General features: G+C 60.6%; 17 protein-coding genes. 7 read left to right on the top strand and 10 right to left on the bottom strand.

Translation table 11 applies throughout. From position 1 onward, the window contains the following. Positions 1–330: 330 nt before the first annotated feature. Positions 331–942 carry a hypothetical protein gene (locus tag QFZ60_RS11920; RefSeq protein WP_307090691.1) on the bottom strand — a complete coding sequence of 204 codons (612 nt, stop codon included), beginning with the start codon at positions 940–942 and terminating at the stop codon, positions 331–333. Between the two features lie 357 nt (positions 943–1,299). Between QFZ60_RS11920 and QFZ60_RS11915 the strand changes: the two genes are divergently transcribed. The 3 genes from QFZ60_RS11915 (at position 1,300) to QFZ60_RS11905 (ending at position 3,370) form a co-directional block, all read left to right on the top strand. Then, entirely contained in the window at positions 1,300–1,842 is a 543-nt protein-coding gene (locus QFZ60_RS11915) for a hypothetical protein (protein WP_307090690.1), read from the top strand. 154 nt (positions 1,843–1,996) lie between these two features. Then, a complete protein-coding gene (locus QFZ60_RS11910; RefSeq protein ID WP_307090689.1) occupies positions 1,997–2,725 on the top strand; it encodes a YcnI family protein in 729 nt (242 codons plus the stop codon). 75 nt (positions 2,726–2,800) lie between these two features. Continuing rightward, complete coding sequence (locus QFZ60_RS11905) at positions 2,801–3,370, top strand: copper resistance CopC family protein (RefSeq protein WP_307090688.1); 570 nt, start codon at positions 2,801–2,803, stop codon at positions 3,368–3,370. A gap of 1,247 nt (positions 3,371–4,617) precedes the next feature. On the opposite strand, the gene QFZ60_RS11900 is transcribed toward QFZ60_RS11905, so the two are convergent. Next, positions 4,618–5,532, bottom strand: a complete 915-nt coding sequence (locus QFZ60_RS11900) for a nitrilase-related carbon-nitrogen hydrolase (protein WP_307090687.1) — start codon at positions 5,530–5,532, stop codon at positions 4,618–4,620. A gap of 143 nt (positions 5,533–5,675) precedes the next feature. Here QFZ60_RS11900 and QFZ60_RS11895 point away from each other — a divergent pair, with 143 nt between their 5' ends. Then, positions 5,676–6,083, top strand: coding sequence for a rhodanese-like domain-containing protein (locus QFZ60_RS11895; RefSeq protein WP_307090686.1), 408 nt, complete (start codon positions 5,676–5,678; stop codon positions 6,081–6,083). A gap of 45 nt (positions 6,084–6,128) precedes the next feature. Here QFZ60_RS11895 and QFZ60_RS11890 read toward each other — a convergent pair whose 3' ends face one another. From QFZ60_RS11890 to QFZ60_RS11860, 7 genes are all read right to left on the bottom strand, one after another. After that, entirely contained in the window at positions 6,129–6,740 is a 612-nt protein-coding gene (locus QFZ60_RS11890; RefSeq protein ID WP_307090685.1) for a bifunctional 4-hydroxy-2-oxoglutarate aldolase/2-dehydro-3-deoxy-phosphogluconate aldolase, read from the bottom strand. Next, positions 6,730–7,764: a sugar kinase gene (locus QFZ60_RS11885; RefSeq protein WP_307090684.1), complete on the bottom strand. Its 1,035-nt coding sequence runs from the start codon at positions 7,762–7,764 to the stop codon at positions 6,730–6,732. The genes QFZ60_RS11890 and QFZ60_RS11885 overlap by 11 nt, the downstream gene beginning before the upstream one ends. Positions 7,765–7,790: 26 nt before the next feature. Continuing rightward, the gene (locus tag QFZ60_RS11880; protein WP_307090683.1) at positions 7,791–8,960 is read right to left on the bottom strand and encodes an ABC transporter ATP-binding protein; all 1,170 of its coding nucleotides are present in this window, start codon (positions 8,958–8,960) and stop codon (positions 7,791–7,793) included. A gap of 4 nt (positions 8,961–8,964) precedes the next feature. Then, positions 8,965–9,699 carry a carbohydrate ABC transporter permease gene (locus QFZ60_RS11875; RefSeq protein ID WP_307090682.1) on the bottom strand — a complete coding sequence of 245 codons (735 nt, stop codon included), beginning with the start codon at positions 9,697–9,699 and terminating at the stop codon, positions 8,965–8,967. Positions 9,700–9,800: 101 nt separating this feature from the next. Continuing rightward, positions 9,801–10,730 (bottom strand): carbohydrate ABC transporter permease, encoded by a 930-nt coding sequence (locus QFZ60_RS11870; protein WP_307090681.1) that lies wholly within the window; start codon positions 10,728–10,730, stop codon positions 9,801–9,803. A 66-nt stretch (positions 10,731–10,796) separates the two neighbouring features. Beyond that, on the bottom strand, positions 10,797–12,080 hold the full coding sequence (locus tag QFZ60_RS11865) for a sugar ABC transporter substrate-binding protein (protein WP_307090680.1): 1,284 nt from the start codon (positions 12,078–12,080) through the stop codon (positions 10,797–10,799). An 87-nt stretch (positions 12,081–12,167) separates the two neighbouring features. After that, entirely contained in the window at positions 12,168–13,757 is a 1,590-nt protein-coding gene (locus QFZ60_RS11860; RefSeq protein WP_307090679.1) for an amidohydrolase family protein, read from the bottom strand. Positions 13,758–13,845: 88 nt separating this feature from the next. Between QFZ60_RS11860 and QFZ60_RS11855 the strand changes: the two genes are divergently transcribed. The 3 genes from QFZ60_RS11855 to QFZ60_RS11845 are packed head-to-tail and all read left to right on the top strand — an operon-like array spanning position 13,846 to position 16,127. Then, a complete protein-coding gene (locus tag QFZ60_RS11855; RefSeq protein WP_307090678.1) occupies positions 13,846–14,580 on the top strand; it encodes an IclR family transcriptional regulator in 735 nt (244 codons plus the stop codon). A gap of 17 nt (positions 14,581–14,597) precedes the next feature. Beyond that, entirely contained in the window at positions 14,598–15,728 is a 1,131-nt protein-coding gene (locus QFZ60_RS11850; protein WP_307090677.1) for an aminotransferase class V-fold PLP-dependent enzyme, read from the top strand. Between the two features lie 18 nt (positions 15,729–15,746). Then, entirely contained in the window at positions 15,747–16,127 is a 381-nt protein-coding gene (locus tag QFZ60_RS11845; protein ID WP_307090676.1) for a RidA family protein, read from the top strand. A 206-nt stretch (positions 16,128–16,333) separates the two neighbouring features. Here the strand turns inward: QFZ60_RS11845 and QFZ60_RS11840 are convergent, their stop codons facing one another. After that, positions 16,334–17,128: a helix-turn-helix transcriptional regulator gene (locus tag QFZ60_RS11840; protein ID WP_307090675.1), complete on the bottom strand. Its 795-nt coding sequence runs from the start codon at positions 17,126–17,128 to the stop codon at positions 16,334–16,336. Positions 17,129–17,287 lie beyond the last annotated feature (159 nt).

The following is a 17,287-nucleotide window of genomic DNA, read 5'->3' as shown; positions in this document are numbered from 1 at the left end:
GGTTCTTCCCATAGGCTCCTGGTCAGTTCCGTATAACGTTCGGCAATTCCCCGGGGAGTCTCGGCGAAGAAACGGCGTCAACTTCTGAGCACCGGTAGCCGATCCTCCACTGCGACAGATCCGTCACCGGGGCGTGCCCCCAAGATCGATGTCACCTTTCGGCCACTCGCTCGCATCGCGTTTGGCGGAGCAGATGAGCTTTGGCCCACCGTAAGATACGACCGCGGATTTCTGGTCTCTGCGAGATAAACATCGTTCCGTGGCATGGACCTGAACCCACCCCGCTGACTCGGGTCACCGGCGCCACGCCTGACGGAATCCTTCAGACCCTCACCAGGACGTGGGGCACGGGGCGGAACCGACGGGGATGACAGGCCTTCTGGCCCCCTCGGCTCCCGCCACCTCCACGCTCAGCCTGATCCACCTGGTCTCCGTTCCGTGGACCAGGAAGCCGCCCGGCCACCAGGTGTACGGGGTCTTCTCCTCCGGGCACGCCGTGAAGGTCACGGACGTGCTGCCCTCCGTCGCTCCGTACTCGGCCACGAGTCCCACGGTCTTTTGCTGCTCCGACGCCACGGTGACGGTGACCGTCTGCCCGGCACGCAGCCAGTACGGATCCTTCATCCATTGAACGCCGTTCATGAGGTGCGTTGTGCCACCGCTGGTCTGGGAGAAGTTATCCCTGATGAACAGCGGATCGACGTTGAAGAGCCTTTCGCCGGACGGGCTGAACCCCGCAGCGTTGGTCTGGCCCTGCAGGCATCCCGCCTCGTAATGCCCGGCAGGCGGAGGAAGTGCCGTGACGGAGGTTTGGGCCGTGGACGACGAAGGCGGGGAGCCGCTCGCAGCGTCCGGCGCCGGAGTGCCGCCGCCGGTGCATCCGGCCAGCAGCAGGATCAAAGGAACCAGTCCGAGCGGATGGCGCCGCGTCTGCTCCACCATGCCCTCACGCTACGCCGGCGCGTCGCGGGCGGAAAGTACAGGACGGCGCCACAGTCTATGCAGTGGTAAATGAAGGATCCATGACCGCAGGGCACCCGCGGGACCAGGGCAACCAAAGTTCCTCAGTGGGGCCAGAAATAACCGTCATGCTGGGGTCAAAAAAGGTTGACATAGTCAAGGCCCATCACCCCGCGGTGAAGGTCCTCTCTGTCCACCTATTCAGTCGGCCCAGAGGGCTGTATTACCTGTCGCCCCTCCGCTTTCTCTACACTGAATGCGGCAGACACGGGAAGGAAGGCGGCATCTAGTATGAGTGCACCGTTTCGTTTTCCGCGTGCAGTCGCTTTTACTGCAGCGATGTTTGCTCTCGCCTCCGGCGCCCACGTGCTTGCCGGCGGTTCGCTTCCAGCCCCAGCCATTTTTGCCGGTCTCATAGCACTGGCGCTGGCCCCGGTAATGGTCCTGGCCAAAATCCGTGTCACCGCGCCTGTGATGGCGGTGCTGCTGATTGCGAGCCAAATAGTTCTGCACGAAGCCTTCAACGCCCTGTCCGTGCCCACCGGGCTGGCCTCCGTTTCCGCCGATCACCAACACGGAACCTGGCCACCTGTCATTCCTGCAGAGGCGTTTGCCCCAGGCGGGACTGCTGCGCCTGGCGTCCTGATGTTGATCCTGCACTCCGCGGCGACCCTGGCCACCGCCTTGGTCCTTGCCCGGAGTGAGGCCGCGGTCTGGGCCCTGGCCGCATGGCTGAGACCCCTGATCCGGATCCTGATAGCGGTCGTAGTTCCGGATTGGCCTCACCTTCCGGCACCTGACTACGTGGTCATGCCTTCCCGCTGGAGGAACCTGCGGCTTCCCGCTCTACGCGGCCCGCCCCGCATTCAACCCGCGATCTAGAGCGGCACCTTGCGCTTGAGGATTCGCATGGTCCATACCCGCCTCGTTGCGGTATACCGGCTTCCGTTTGCGGATCCTCAGCTCCATTCCTCTTTCCCGCGCCGCCGCACGAACGGCTTATTCGGCGCACCCCTTTTGCCTTGGAAGGCACATCATGAAGACTTCAATCCGTCGTACCCTGAAATCCCTCACCGCTACTGCCGCGGCGGCCGGCTTGGTCGTCCTAGGCGCCACCGCGGCCTCGGCCCACGTCACCGTGAACCCGGACGACACCGGCGCCAACGGCTACTCGCATCTGACGTTCAACGTCCCCAATGAATCCCCCACGGCCAAGACCAGCAAACTTGAGGTCACCCTGCCCACGGACACACCGTTCACCTCCGTCTCCGTCAAGCCCGTTGAGGGTTGGAGCGCCCAGGTCATCACCAGCGACCTGCCCAAACCGGTCACCGTTGCCGGTGCGACCGTTACCAAGGCCCCGACCTCCGTGGTCTGGACCGCCGACGAAGCGCATCAGCTAGGTCAGAACCAGTACCAGGCCTTCTCGCTGTCGGTGGGCAGGCTCCCCGCCGCAGGGACGACCGTGACGTTGAAGGCAGCCCAGACCTACACCGACGGAACCGTGGTGAATTGGGACGAAGCAACGGCCGAGGGCCAGCCCGAGCCCAAGCACCCCGCCCCGTCCTTCGTCACGACCGCAGAAGATTCGCCGGCGGGGGCCTCGCCCGAAGCAACGCCAGCCGCTGCCACCCAGACCTCGGATACGTCCAGCGATGCCTCATCCGTATGGGGGATTGTCTTGGGAGCTGGCGGCTTGGTTCTGGGTGCTGCCGCATTGGGCCTGGTGCTGGCTGGCCGACGCAGCCGAACCGCCGCCAACTAACCGCGGCCAACTGAAGGTGCGGTGGAACGGATGTCCCACCGCACCTTCAGTTACTACTTTTGAATGGACTTTCTCATGACATCAGCACGGCGACCCCCGACCAAAGAACGGACCTGGAAGCGGCTGCTTACTCTGATCATCACGCTGTTCCTCATGGTGCCCGCAGCAGCGGCCCAGGCACATGATGTCCTTGAAAGCAGTGACCCGGCCGACGGCTCGACCGTTCACACCGTTCCTGCAAAGGTCGGCCTGACCTTCGATCACACCCCGATAGCGATCGGCTCCATCGTCAGGGTTAAAGACCCTAGTGGGACAGATCAGGCCGACGGGTCGGTGGAGATCATCGACAACCATGTCACCCAAGCAGTCAAAGCCAACGCACCACAAGGCAAATACACCGTGGTGTGGCGGGTCGTTTCCTCCGATGGCCACCCCATCGAAGGGACCTTCACGTTCACAGCAGATGCTGCCAGCACCGACACCGGGGCAAGCGCCTCCGCGCCAGCTGCGGCAGCGAACACCGGGAGCGCTCCGCAGGCTGGGCTGCTCGTTGCGGGAGCAGTAGGTATCGTGCTGCTCCTTGCGTTGATAGCCGCAGCCGTAGTGGTTAGGCACCGGTTGCGCAGCCCGGGGTCCGAAGACTAGGCATCAATAGCTGAGCCTCCTAGCGTCTGATCGAACCTGAGGCGGCCCACCTTTTGCATGATCCTGCATGAGTAAGGGCCGGGCCGCCTGAGGTACCCAGGGTTGACTTGTTCAGTGCATGGAGCGGTGCCAATAGGGCGGAGCTTTCACGACTGCTGCGTCTTGGTCTAGTGGAAAACCGCAGGTACCGGCATCGGAGCGCTCTGCCCGTGTGCCTTCTGTGACCACCACCTAAATCCGAGCGGCGGCGAACCAGGGACGAGCCTTCAGTTCCGGGAACCTACGCGGATGCACCACCAACTCTTTCCTTCACCCTCGACTGCGAGTTTGGCCGACGTGTGCTGTCGGAACTCGACAGTTAGTGAACATGTGGTGATCGCAGTGGGAGGGGGCTGTTTGTGCTGATTTAGCAGGGATCTTTTCTCCTCCAGTATCAGTGCACCAATACACCGATACGCGGACCCTCGGGTCTATGTCCTTAACCGTGTATGCGTGAGCATCCGAGTGATGGCAGACTTGCCGTCAAACCTGGGCGGTATTCATCGCGCGGATGCAGCGCCTGCCCGAACTTGGCTCCGAGCTGCTGCCCGGGTTCGCCGTGGGCGACGTGCGAGCGGTGAACGCGGACCTCGACGCTGCAGTGAAGGCCAGAGGACCTAAGCCATCTCACCGCAGTCTCCAGTGTTCAGATGGTCCTGAACTCCCTCAGCCCTGGGCCTCGGCCCGACCTTCCGCACGTCTGCATCGACCCCCAGGGTCTTCGCCCCCACGTGTCAGGTTGAGTTCCGACCCACTCGTGACCTTGTCAGGAAAGAATGAAATGGACTCTGTTGTGACAGGACCCGGGTGGGTCGCCGACGTCAGGTTGGGGTGTAGCTCAACTGGCACGCCGGGCAAATGCTTGGAGGCGAGCCAGGCGGTCGTAAAGGCTTCGAGCCAGATGACGGCGTAGGTTGCGCGTTGCGGCTCGGGTACGGGAAGCCGAATCCGGTCTCCTGCAAGGTGCCTGAACTAAGGCTCATCCCCAAGACCCGCAGGCTTCAGAATTACCATTCCCTGTTTCATCACCTGATCATCGTGAGCCCGTGCAGTGTTCTTCGAAGGAGCACCCGGGACTTTCTTGGTCTTTTGATCTCTCCCTACATGCGCAGATCCGTGGGTTGCTGCGACCTCGTCCTGCGCCATGTCTGATGCTGACCGAGTCCAGGTTGCACGGTTAGGCCAACCAAGCCTGCGGTCTCATGACCTTAAGGCACCGGCTGCGTGATGCTTGTGTAGTGCTCAGGGCGCCGATGATCAGAGAAGTTGAATACGTCCCGCCGGTACCGGGTTGCCATGTCCAAATCAATTTCCGCTGTTACGATTTCATCACCGAGCGTTCTCGCGGCGGCAACAATTTCCCCTGAGGGGGCGATGATGGCGCTGCCACCTATTTGGCTTACTCCTTCTTCAATTCCTGCTTTGGCGGTGCCGATAACCCACATGGCGTTTTGGTAGGCTCCGGCCTGCATGGACAGGTGGTTGTGAAAATCAGTCAGCTTGTCAGATTCCGGAAGATGAGGATTGGATGCAGGGGTGTTGTACCCCAGACAGACAACTTCAGCGCCGCCAAGGGCCAGCACCCGGTAGGTTTCCGCCCATCGTCGGTCATTGCAAATAGCGAGCCCAATCCTGGTATTGCGCCATGCTTGGACTCCAAACCCGAGGTCACCAACCTCAAAGTACTTCTTTTCCAGGTTTTGAAAAGGGGTTCCTGACTGCACGTCACGAAAACCCGGCAGATGGATTTTGCGGTAGCGATGAATCACTTGGCCGCCCTCGTCCACGAAGGCTGCGGTGTTGAACCGCCGCTCATCCGTCGTTACTTCCGCGTAGCCCAAAACGAATGCGACTCCTAGGCTGCGGGCTGCATCAAACAGGGCTTGGGTACCGGTTCCGGGGACGTATTCCTCGAAATAACTGCGAAGTTCCGCTTCATCCTGCACAAGCCAGTGCGGAAAAAAGGGAGTCAATGCAGCTTCCGGGAAGACCACCAGCTCCGCCCCTTCCACCGCCGCTGCTTCAAGGAGTCGGATAAGGCGGGCCAAGGTCTCCGCTCGAGTCGACGAACGGGGTATCGGCCCCAGCTGGGCGGCTGAAACTGTCAAAGTTCGGGTGCTCATCAGACGCTTTCAGAAGTAGGGGAGGGTGCCGGTATCGGCTGGGGGGAAGGGCTGTTTCGCCAATGGAGGCGTCGGAGCGCAGAAGCCGCAGTATGCAGAGAAGATTGCCCGTGTCGGGGAAGCAGCTCCGGTAAGTTGACCATATGACTACCCCTTTCGATTTCTTCAGATCCAAGCTCCAGTATGAGATCGATGTGATGGACGTGGCAGCCGGTCTTCATGCCGGGGAGTTCGTCCTGGTTGATACTCGGCGGCGTGCATCCTGGGACCACGCGCATATTCCCGGGGCACTTCACTTGCCTTCGACCGAAATCACCGCCGCTGCACCCCATCTCATACCTCGGGGGAGCAGTGTGGTGGTGTACTCCTGGGGCCCTGGCTGCAACGGCAGCACCGTAGGGGCGCTGGCTTTCGCTGAGCTCGACTACCCCGTGCGTGAAATGATCGGCGGGATCGAATATTGGATCCGGAATGGGCTTCCTGTTGAGACCGCGGACGGCCTGGTTTCGAGGGAAGCGGACCCGCTGGTGCGGGCCCACAGCCTGCCTTAAAGGCCTCATGTCCGAAACCCACCTGGAAGATTCCCGTTACGCCCGTCATGAAGTACCACGGGTGGCAATTATTTCTGCGACCAGGTCGAGTTGGCCGCTGTCTTCCAGTGCCGAACCGATGGCGATCGTTGTGGCCCCTCCATCAAGGAAGGCGACCGCGTTGGAAGCATCGATCCCGCCTGTAGCGACAAAGGAGACCCCCGGGAAGGGGCCACGCATTGCCTTGAACCATTCCGGACCAAGAACGGATGCCGGGAATGCTTTGAGGGCCGTGCAGCCCAAGCGTGCTGCTGACTGTATCTCGCTGGGGGTGGCCACCCCCGGTAGGTGCGGCAGTCGGAGGTCCCGGCAGAGGTTGACGACGTTGGGGTCCAGGCCTGGAGCGACCGTAAAGGCGACACCCATCTTGGCGCTTTGCCGGACCTGTTCTTCCGTCACAACAGTTCCGGAACCGACCGGTTTTCCACGTTCAGCCCCCGCTTGAATGACGGCGGCCAACGATGGCACGGCGTCGGGGGATTGGATCGGAACCTCGACCAGATCAATGCCGAGGTCCCATGCCTTTGAGGCCAATTCAACAGACCGTCGGGGGTCCATGTTGCGGAGAATGGCCATCACAGGTTGTCCGCGAAACAGATTGGTAACGTCAGTGGACACAGGTGTTTCCTTTCGGAGAGAGGGAATGCAGATCGTCGAGGTGTGAGGCGTTGAGCCGGATCGCCGTCCAATCGTCCCCGTCGAGTCCGCTGACGGCCAGAATGTCTTCGGGGGCGGGCAGGAGAGGAAGGTCACTGACGTGCTGAAGTGTCAGGCCGGCCATCAGGTGCCCAAGGCGGAGGGCCCTTGGAGTGTCAAATCCACGCATCAATCCCGAGAGGTATCCGGCCGCGAAAGCATCTCCGGCGCCCACCAGTTCCACGATCTCTGCGGCCAGGGCGGGTTGGCGGGTAACGGCCCCTCCAGTGAAGTGAACAGCTTCGATGCCGGCGTCCTTGACCACCAAATGCGGCACATCGGGCAGGATTTCCCGTACGTCTTCCGCACGCTCAGTACCCCATAGCCCTTGCGCCTCATCCCTGCCGACGACCACGATGTCTGCATGCCGCGCCAACTCCAGCAGCCGTTTGGCGGCTGCCTGAGGGGGCCAGAGCGCGGGGCGGTAGTTGACATCAAAACTTATGAGGACATCCGGGACCTTGTGATCAATGAGGATGTGCTGAAGCAGGTTGTTGGCCGAGGGCGAAAGCGCTGCGGTTATCCCCGAAATGTGACAAAGGGTCCGTTGTTCAAGGGCCAGTAACGCGGAGTCGCCAGGGCTGAGTGCAGAGGCGGCCGAGCCCGCGCGGTAGTAGTACACGCGGCTTGCCTCCGGTTCGCGGTCTTTGAAATAGATCCCCGTCGGACGCTCAGGGTCCACCTGCACCCTGTCAAGGCAAACCCCCCTGCTTCGAAGGAAGTCGGTAATGATGTGGCCGAAAGGATCATTGCCAAGTCTGCTGATCCACTCAACGTCGTGGCCCAAATGTGCGATCCCGGCCGCCACGTTGCTTTCCGCACCTCCGACGTGGATGCCCAGATGGCTGTTTTTGGCCAGGCGCCCCTCATCCGGTGTCAGCAGCACCATGGTTTCGCCCAGGCACAATATCGGCGGCGTGCCGCCCGGCGTTCTTTGTGTATTCATGGTTTTTCCAGCCGCGGCGCCAACACCTAGTTGGCAGCCATCGGCGCGGTGTCGAGCAGTTCGCCATTGTCCGCTGAGTACCAGAGGACGTCGTCAGGGTCGAATGATACCGAGCACATCTGGCCGTGTTTGAGCCAAACGTCGCCCACCAGCTTTGCGTAGAACAGGTCACGGGATGCCCGCGCCCCCACTTCAAAGTCATGGGCCTCAGCGCCGAACTTGAAACCAACCACCGTCTCCGCACCCAGGTGCTCCACCGTGATGACCTGCGCCTGGTAGCCCTGCTGTCCGTCGGGATGGATGGTGACCTTCTCGGCGCGGATGCCAAGCTGCATGGCCCCCTCGGCTGTTCCTGAAGGGGCAAAAGGCAGGACGTTGCCGAACATCTCCGCTCCCTGCCCGGTTTGAGTGACGGGGATAAGGTTCATGGGCGGGGCCCCGATGAACTTGGCCACGAAGGTGTTCGCTGGCCTGTCGTAAATTTCCTTGGGCGTCCCGTACTGCTGGACAACCCCGTCATTGAGGACGATGATGCGCGTTCCCATCGTCATCGCCTCGACCTGGTCGTGCGTCACGTAGACGAAGGTCTTCTTTACCCGATCGTGGAGTGCCGATATCTCGGCCCTCATCTGGGTGCGGAGCTTGGCATCGAGATTGCTGAGGGGTTCGTCCAGCAGGTAAAGCGCTGGTTCTCGGATCAGGGACCTTGCTACCGCAACTCTTTGGCGCTGGCCTCCTGAGAGGGCCTTGGGCCGCCGGTCCAGGTAGGGGGCGAGTTCAAGCATCTCGGCGACTTGATCAATCTTGGCGGCGATGTCCTTGCGCTTCATGAGGGCGCGCCGGGCAAAGCCACCTGCCACGGGGATGTGATGCCACCAACGGAAGTTGTCCATGACCAATGGGAATCCGATATTGGCTCGCACGCTCATGTGGGGGTAGAGGGCATATGACTGGAAAACAAACGCGATGTTGCGCTTCTTGGGCTCCAGGTTGTTGACCACAACACCATCGAAACGGAGCTCACCGGAGGAAATATCAGTCAGTCCGGCGATCATTCGGAGCATTGTTGATTTCCCGCAGCCCGACGGTCCCAGCAGGACCAGGAACTCCTTGTCCGGCACGGTTGCGTCGAAGTCCTTGATGACGGTGTTGCCGGCAAAATTCTTGCTTACCTGGTCAAATTCAATCGTTGGCATGGAACTATCCCTTTACTGATCCGGCGGTGAGTCCGGAGACGATCTTGCGCTGCATGAGGAGGAAGAAGACCACGGCCGGGACAGTAAAGACCAGGGCCGCGCTGAACACGGTATCCAGCGGCGTCGAAAATTCCCCGATGAAGGAAGCGAGGCCGGTGGAGGCGACCCAGGACGAACGATCGCGAATGAACGTCGTGGCAAACAGGTACTCGTTCCACCCATCAAAGAATGTGATGACTGCGGCGGCTGCCATGGAAGGAGCCACGAGCGGTACCACCATGACCTGGAGAATGCTCAGGGGGCTGCAACCGTCCACCCGGGCCGATTCCTCCAGTTCAAAGGGAATGTTATCGATAGCGGACTTCAGGATGAACAGTGCCACCGGCATCGCGAATGCGGTGTTGACGAGCACCAGGCCACCGAGCTGGTTCAGCAGTCCAAGCGCCGCAAACAACGAGTACAAGGGCACCACCAGCAGGGCCTCCGGAAGCATCTGCGTGGCGAAGAACAGGAACCCCATCGGCCCTTTACCCACGAACTTATAGCGCGAAAGCGCGTAGGCCGCCATAGTCGCCAGGATGAGGCTGAGAAAGGTGGTGCCAAAAGCGACCACGGCGGAGTTGGCCATCCAGCGCAGGAACGGTGTGTCCGTCGTCAGCACGGAAAAAAGATTGAAAGTCCTTGAAATGTCGGGAACGATCTTCTGCTGTCCCTGGTACAAATCGTTGGTGGGCGTCATCGCAGTATTGATGATCCAGAAGAGCGGGAACCCGGCAAGGCAGGTCAAGAGCAACGCCAGAAAGGCCCTCAACCCGACGCTTAGACGTCTGTGCGCAATCATTAGTTCATTCCGTTCTGCTTATTGGCCCGCTGTTCGACGGCGAAATAAATCGCCGTAACCACAAGGGAAAGCACCAGGCCCAGCATGCCCGCGGCGGCCGCGAGTCCCAGCTGGCTGTTGTTGAAGGCCTCCCGATAAACGTCGATGACTATGGTGTTTGTGGCGTCCACCGGCCCGCCCCCGGTCAGCAGCCAGATGATCTCGAAGCGCCTGAAGGACCAAATCGTCATCAGCAGCGCGACAACGCGCAAAGTGGGCAGCAGGAACGGGAGGACGACGAGCTTAAAGGTGCTGTAGCTGTCTGCTCCATCAATCCTGGTCGCCTCGTAGAGGTCCTCGGGAACCGACTGCAGGGCGGCCAGAACCACCAGCATCACGAACGGAGTGACCTTCCAGACCGTGGCGATGACCACCGAGGGCATCCCGTACGCGGGATCGGTCAGCCAGCCATGTTCGCCGAGGCCCAGGGCGCCGCTGGCACCGTTTGCGATGCCCGTGGAGTCGTTGTAGATCCATCGGAACACCAGCGCGACGGCGACGGTTGGGACAGCCCACGGCATCACCATGACGGCCCGGGCGAGCGTGCGTGCAGGAAAGTACCGGTTAATGACAAAAGCCGAGACCGTACCCAATGTCAGCGACAGGACAACGGTAAAGGCAGTGTAAATGAGCGTGGTTACCACTGACTTGAAGAACGCCCCTCCGCCCAGCAGATGGTCGTAATTATCGACGCCGATATATCGTCCCGCCGTCGGGTTGAGGAGGCGGGTGTTGGTAAAGCTCAGATCGAGCCCCTTGAGCAGCGGCAGGACGGCGAACAAGAGCAGATACAGTACGGCGAGTCCGATAAAAAGATACGGAGTCCAGCTGAAGCGCTTGCGGGGGGTTGTCGCCGCCGAACGGGCGGTAGCGGTAGTAGTCGCGGTCATCGATGGATTCTCTCGATAGGGGGCAGGCTGCCCCGGCGATAAGCCGCCGGGGCAGCCGTGCGTTTGCTAGGGAGCCAGGCTGGAGGCCTGTTGCTGGGCGGCATCCATTGCTTCCTTGGCCGATATGCCCGTGGTAAGCATCCGTGCAACCTGGGTAAGAACGATGGTTCGCACCTGGGGTGTCTTGGTTTCAAAGCCCGGAATCACCACAGACGAGGAGTTCTCCAACTGCTTGTAGAACGCGTCGATCCAGGGATTGGCCTTGATCTTGGCGTCCGGGGCGGACACCCCAGTGGCAATACCGGAGGGGAACAGGGCATCCACGAACTTGGACTGCGCATCGGCCGTCATCATCCACTTGATGAAATCCTTGGCAAGCGCCTTGTTCTTGGAGTGGGCGTTGATTCCAATGGAGAAGCCTGCATAGGCGGATCCGCCCTTCGGGAACGGCAATGGCGACGCCGACACCTGGGTGGACTTCACACCGTCCTTGCTGGAAACCATGGTGAGCAGGGCTGAGGAGTTGTCGATGACCATTCCAACCTCACCGGCGGAGAACTTGCTCCGGTAAGTTGAGGCATCATCGCCTACACCGAATCCGCCGGACTTGTAGGCCTTGAGGAAAGCGTCTGCAGCAGCAATGTTTTCGTCACTGTTCAGGGTGAGCTTTTTGCCGTCGGACCACTTTCCGCCGAATCCGAAGACCCAGTTGCTGTAGTCCGTGAACCAGGGCGCCTCCTCATTGAGCTGGTGCCGGACAACGAAACCCGTTTTCCCGGTCTTGTCCTTGATTGTCTTGGCGGCCGAAACAAGTTCATCGGCCGTTGTTGGCGGCTTGACCCCGGCTGCCGACATGATGTCGTTGTTATAGAACAGTGCGTAAGGCACGGCCTCCCAAATGTAGCCGAGCTGCTGGCCGTCGAACTTGTAGTTTTCATTCGTCTTGCGCAGGGCTTTTTCGCTGGTCGATTCCAGGATGCCGTCCAAGGGCTCAAGCGCACCGCTGGACGCCAGTTCGGGAAAGAACGGGTCCGGAACGATTAGAATGTCCGGTCCGGCACCCGAGCCAATCTGGGTGCTGATGGTTTTCTCGTAATCGGCGCGGGTAATCTCCTGCTTCTCAATCTTCGCCTTGGTATTGACCTTTTCGTATTCCTTGACTGCGGCCAGGATGTTGTCACCGCGGCCCTTCTCCAGCCACTGCCAGTTGGCGAAAGTAAGCGTTCCCCCCTCAGCGGCGGGCGGGCCTGACTCCGCTGTACCGCCGCCTCCCCCTCCGCTGCAACCAGATAGCGCCAGGCTCAGGGCAACCGCAACGGCTCCGCTCTTCATCACTGTTCGAATCTTCACGAGGACTCCCGATTGTGCATATGTTGCAACACGTGTTGCGTGATTGCTATATTGTCAGTTCCGGCCCGGGCTGTAAATAGCGGTGTGCTATTTCTGCAAGCGGCGGACGGCCCGTCCCGGTTTTGCCGAAGTGCGGATTCCTTGGCGTATGGTTGCCTCGCCGTTGACAAAAACGTGGTGGATTCCTTCGGGCAGCACTTTGGGGTTGTCGTATGTGGCGCGGGACCCAACTGCCCTAGCGTCAAAGACGACCAGATCGGCCCAATTGCCCACTTTGACCACGCCCCGGTCTGCCAAACCCAGCCGGCGGGCCGGCCTCGATGTCGCGTGCAGGACCGCTTCTTCCAGGCCCATGACGCCAAGCTCCCGGACGTAGTGGCCCAGGAAGCGTGGGAAAGTTCCCCACCCACGCGGATGGGGCCGGTCGCCCACCAGGATGCCGTCGCTGCCCACCGTGTGCGCGCGATGGCGCATGACTGCCTGCACATTCTCCTCGTTGCCAACCTGCACCAGGCAACCTGCACCAAAATCATCTGCAACAAGCAGGTCCAGGAATGCATCGCCGGCGGAGGCGGTGCCAGCCGCTGCCATTTCCGCCACGGTCTTACCCACCGCCCAGGCATTGTCGCTCCGCTGGGTAGAGGCGATGACGATCGTGGTCCAATCCATCGGCACACCGTGGTGCCCGTCGGATCCCTCCACCTCGATCTCGTGAAGGATCCGCTTCCGAATTGTCGGGTCTGCCAGCCTCCGGCCCATAGCGTCCTTGCCGCCTTCGTGGACCCAGCTGGGGAGCAATGCCGCCAAATAGGTGGCCCCTGCCAGGTAGGGGTAGGAATCAAGGGTGACGTCCAGGCCCGCACCCATGGCTTCGTCGATCGCGGCCAATACTTCAACGGCCCTTCCCTTGTTCTGCGGAAAATTGACGTGGCAGTGAGCCAAATGCAGCGGAACCTCCGCAGCGCCGGCGATCTTCAGGCAGGCCTTGTACCCCTCCACCACGTTCACTCCGTAATTCCGGTGATGCGGGCAGTAGTAACCACCAATTTCCTTGACGGCAGCCAGCGCATGAACCAGCTCCTCATCCGAGGCATACATGCCAGGCGTGTACGTCAGTCCTGTGGACATTCCCATGGCACCATCCCGGAGCCCCTGGACCACAATGTCCCGGATCCTGCCCAGCTCGTCTTCAGTGGCGGCACGTGACTCAGTGCCCATGACCATCATTCTCACGGTGCCGTGGGGTACAAGCACCGCAACATTGACTGCCGCTCCTTCGTCTACTTTTGCCAGATAGTCGGCGATACTTCGCCATGAGTAGTCCAGATCAGGAGTACCATTCCAACCTGCGATCTGCTCCCGGGTTGCAGCCATCACTTCGTCGTCGACTGGCGCGTACCCCAGCCCATCCTGGCCCACCACCTCCAAGGTGATCCCTTGGGCTACCTTGGAGACATGCTCGGGATCAGCAAGGACGGCGAGGTCCGAATGCGCGTGCATATCGATGAACCCGGGCGAGACCACTAAACCGGCAACATCCAACTCCTCCCCGCTGAAGTCCTGGCCTGGAGGAAGGACACCGCTGACGCGTCCGCCGCTGATCGCAATATCAGCCGAATACGCCGGTCTGCCCGTACCGTCAATGATCGAACCGCCCCGTAAAACCAAATCACCCATAGCAGCCTCCGCTGAAGCATAAACGTTGCACTCTTTGCACAGGGGTGTGCAAGAATGGTGGAACACTGCGAGTATATAAGGGGAGTGAATGTCTCAAGCCGTGCAGCGGGCCACCGAAATCCTCGAGTTCTTGGGTGAGGGCCCCCGGAGCCTGAGCGAGACAGCCAAGCGGTTCAATGTGCACCGCTCAACTGTCCTGCGTCAGCTGCAGACACTGGAAGAGGCAGGTTTTGTCCTGCGGCGGGGGAACGGCCATTACAGCATCGGACCGGCAATGATCGCGATCGCCCAACAGGCCCTGGACAGCCTTGACATGCGCGCCGTCGCCCATGACGAGATCCGGCGCCTGCATGCACGGACGGGCCAGACCATCCACTTGGCGCAACTCGTCGAATCAACGGTGATGTATGTGGACAAAGTGGAGGGACAGGACAGCGTCCGGATGTACTCCCGCATTGGAAAGACTGTGCTGCCTCACGTTACCGGGGTGGGAAAAGCAATACTCAGCCAGCTTCCGCAGAGCCGCCGTGATTCCATCCTGGCAGGTGTGGAGTGGAAGGCCTTCACCCCAAACACGCTTGCAACACGCGAGGCGCTTGAAGAGCAGTTGGCCCTCATAAAAGACCGGGGGTGGGCAATCGACAACGGGGAGTTTGAGGACTTCGTCAACTGCATCGCCGTGCCCATCACGAACTCCAGCGGGAGCGCCGTAGGCGCCATCTCCCTCACTGCAATCAAGGCCGTGGCCGCGGTGGAGGACCTCATGGCGCACTTGGAGGACATTCGCAGCACGGCCCAGACCATTTCCCGCCACCTTGGCTAAGACGAATGAAAGGCAGCATGAACTTCTATTCCGGCCTGGGCCTAAAACCCGTTGTAAATGCCGCCACAACCTTCACCGCGCTCGGTGGGTCCCTGATGCCCGAGGAGGTGCTGGACGCGATGAGAGAGGCTGCGGGTTCTTTTGTCGATATGCACGAACTGCACTTGGCAGTCGGTAAACGTTTGGCTGAAATCACCCGCAACGACGCCGCATATGTCACATCCGGCTGCGCCGCGGCCCTCATCCTTGCGCTCCTGGGCATCCGCACCAAGGGAGACCCCCGGGTCCTCACCGAATTCCCCGGCCGCGACCTCGCCCCAAGCGAAGTCATCATGCACGCCGCGCACCGAATTCCTTATGACGCAGCGATAGCAATGTCAGGCGTCACGATCCGCCAGATAGGCAATATTCAGCAGACATTCGATTGGGAGCTGGAATCGGCCATCACAGAAAGAACGGCCGCCGTCCTCTACGTGGCAGGCTCCCATCTCCCTCAGGTCGCCCTGCCCCTGCCCGAAGTTGTACGCGTTGCCAAAAAGAAGGGGATACCGGTGATCGTCGACGCCGCCGCGCAGCTCCCTCCGGTCGAGAACCTTTGGCATTTCACCCAGGAGTTGGGCGCGGACGTTGCTGTATTTTCCGGAGGGAAGGCGCTGCGCGGGCCGCAAGCCAGCGGACTCATGGTGGGAAACCCCGACATCATCGAAGCAGCGCGCCAAAACGGAGCACCTTTCCAGCGCTGGGCACGGGCCATGAAAGCCGGCAAGGAAGAGATCGCCGGACTCCTGGCCGCCGTCGAACGCTTCGTCAACCTTGATCATGCCTCGCTCCATAGTCAATGGCTGGCGACCGTGGAAGCCTGGCAAGAGGGACTCATGAATCTCGACGGTGTTTCGCTGCGTCCTGAGGCCCTGAACGAAGCGGGCCAGCCGGTGCCCCGCCTCTACGTCGGCCTAAACGACACCTCCCGGGCTGCCCGCGTGCTCGGTCAACTGGCAGCAGCAAACCCGCGCATCGCCGTCCACCCTGACTTGCGAAACGGTACACCATACGGGTTCTGGATCGGGCCGGACCTGCTCCAGGACGGCGAAGCGCAGATCGTTCTGGACACGCTACACTCCGCAATCGCCTCCTCAGCCAGCAAATAACACTCAACAAGGAGAACCATGAGCAAGAAGGCCATCGTCATTCCCAACGCCCCTGCGCCAGCGGGGCCATACAGCCAGGGCATCGTCGCCAACGGATTCCTCTACACCGCAGGTTTCGGTCCGCAGGACCCTGCCACTGGGGAAGTTCCCGACGGCGTAGCAGAACAGACCCGTCAGGTGCTTCGCAACATTGAAGCAGTTCTCACCGAAGCAGGCGCCACTCTTGCCGACGTCGTCAAAGTCACCGCGCACCTTCAGCACCTCAAGAGGGACTTCGACGAATACAACAAGGCATACGTGGAATTCTTCCCGGCTCCCTTTCCCGTGCGCACAACAGTGGGCTCGGACCTCTACGACATCCTCGTCGAGATAGACGTCGTGGCCGCCCTTCCGCAGTAAACCTAATGGCGGCTTCACGCTTCAGCGCTCCGGCGTTGCCGCCGATTATGGTCCAGAAGGTTCACTAAACAGCGCGAAAACACCTCTTTCGGACCCTATCCTGAGGTTCCTTTGGTTGCTGGCTCGAGTCATGTTGGGGTGTGCTGCAACAGGACGCGTTCCTGGAAGCAGTCACTTCGAAGGTGTGCAACCTTCTCCCGCCTTGCCTAGTACGCTGTTCGCCGGCTGGTTTGGAACTCTGGCGTCGGTGCCAGTAGGCCCAGTAGGCGTGCATTTTGGACTGCCATGAGCCGGTCACGCACATCCAGTTTGCGGTAAATATGTTCCAGGTGTTTGCTGGCTGTGCGTGGCGATATGGCGAGCCGCCTGGCGAGTGCTTCTGCCGTCAGGCCTTGACTCAGGAGCGTCAAGATAGTCATCTCACGAATCGTTAAATCTGGCGGGGAACCTTTCGGGACTGTGCCTCTTTGTAACACTGCGACATCGAGTTGGAAGGACAACCCGGTGAGAATTGGCTGCAGCAGTCCGGCCAGCGCAAGCTCCTGCTCAGTGAAGTCTCTATCAGGCCGGGAAAGAAGGTAGGCGTTATGGTCGCCTCCACCTACTCGCAAGGGGATGGACAGCTGATGGTTGATACCCCACGGGCGAGATAACTCTTCCCAAACCCCTTTTTGGTAGTCGCTGGCCAGCTCGTCGGGGACGCGGCCATAGGATTGAGGCCCAGTCCGCCCAGTGAGCACAAACCAGCGCAGCAGCGGTTGTTGGCTAAAGTCGTACCCGCCTGGAGGGTCATTGGGAATGATGTCGCGGGGCCAGCAGGAGAGGATGTGGTCTTCCCAGGTCGGGCTCACTTGGTTTCGCGATGCCACTGCGCTGTTGAACGACTGGGCTAGGAGCTCCAGGAGTTGTGGCTCGTATAGCCGAGACATGGTCAGCGGCTGGCGGAGGACCTCTCCGAGGAACTCCAGCCACAACCTGTACAGCGCATTATTGCTGGCCACGCGAGAATCTTAGACCCGGATGGTCTTCAGCAACACCGGAAGAAAATCACTGCTTGGTCGGTTGGTGCTCAACCTGTACGTAGTACTGCTTACAGAAACGACCGTTTCACAAACTTATTCTGGAGATAGCAGGCACGGAGACCAAAGAAAGGTCACACA

Origin of the sequence: Arthrobacter sp. B2I5, assembly GCF_030816735.1 — a bacterium.
Lineage (GTDB): Bacteria > Actinomycetota > Actinomycetes > Actinomycetales > Micrococcaceae > Arthrobacter.
Note: the sequence above shows the minus strand (reverse complement) of the source record. Positions and strands in the feature narration are given on the sequence as shown.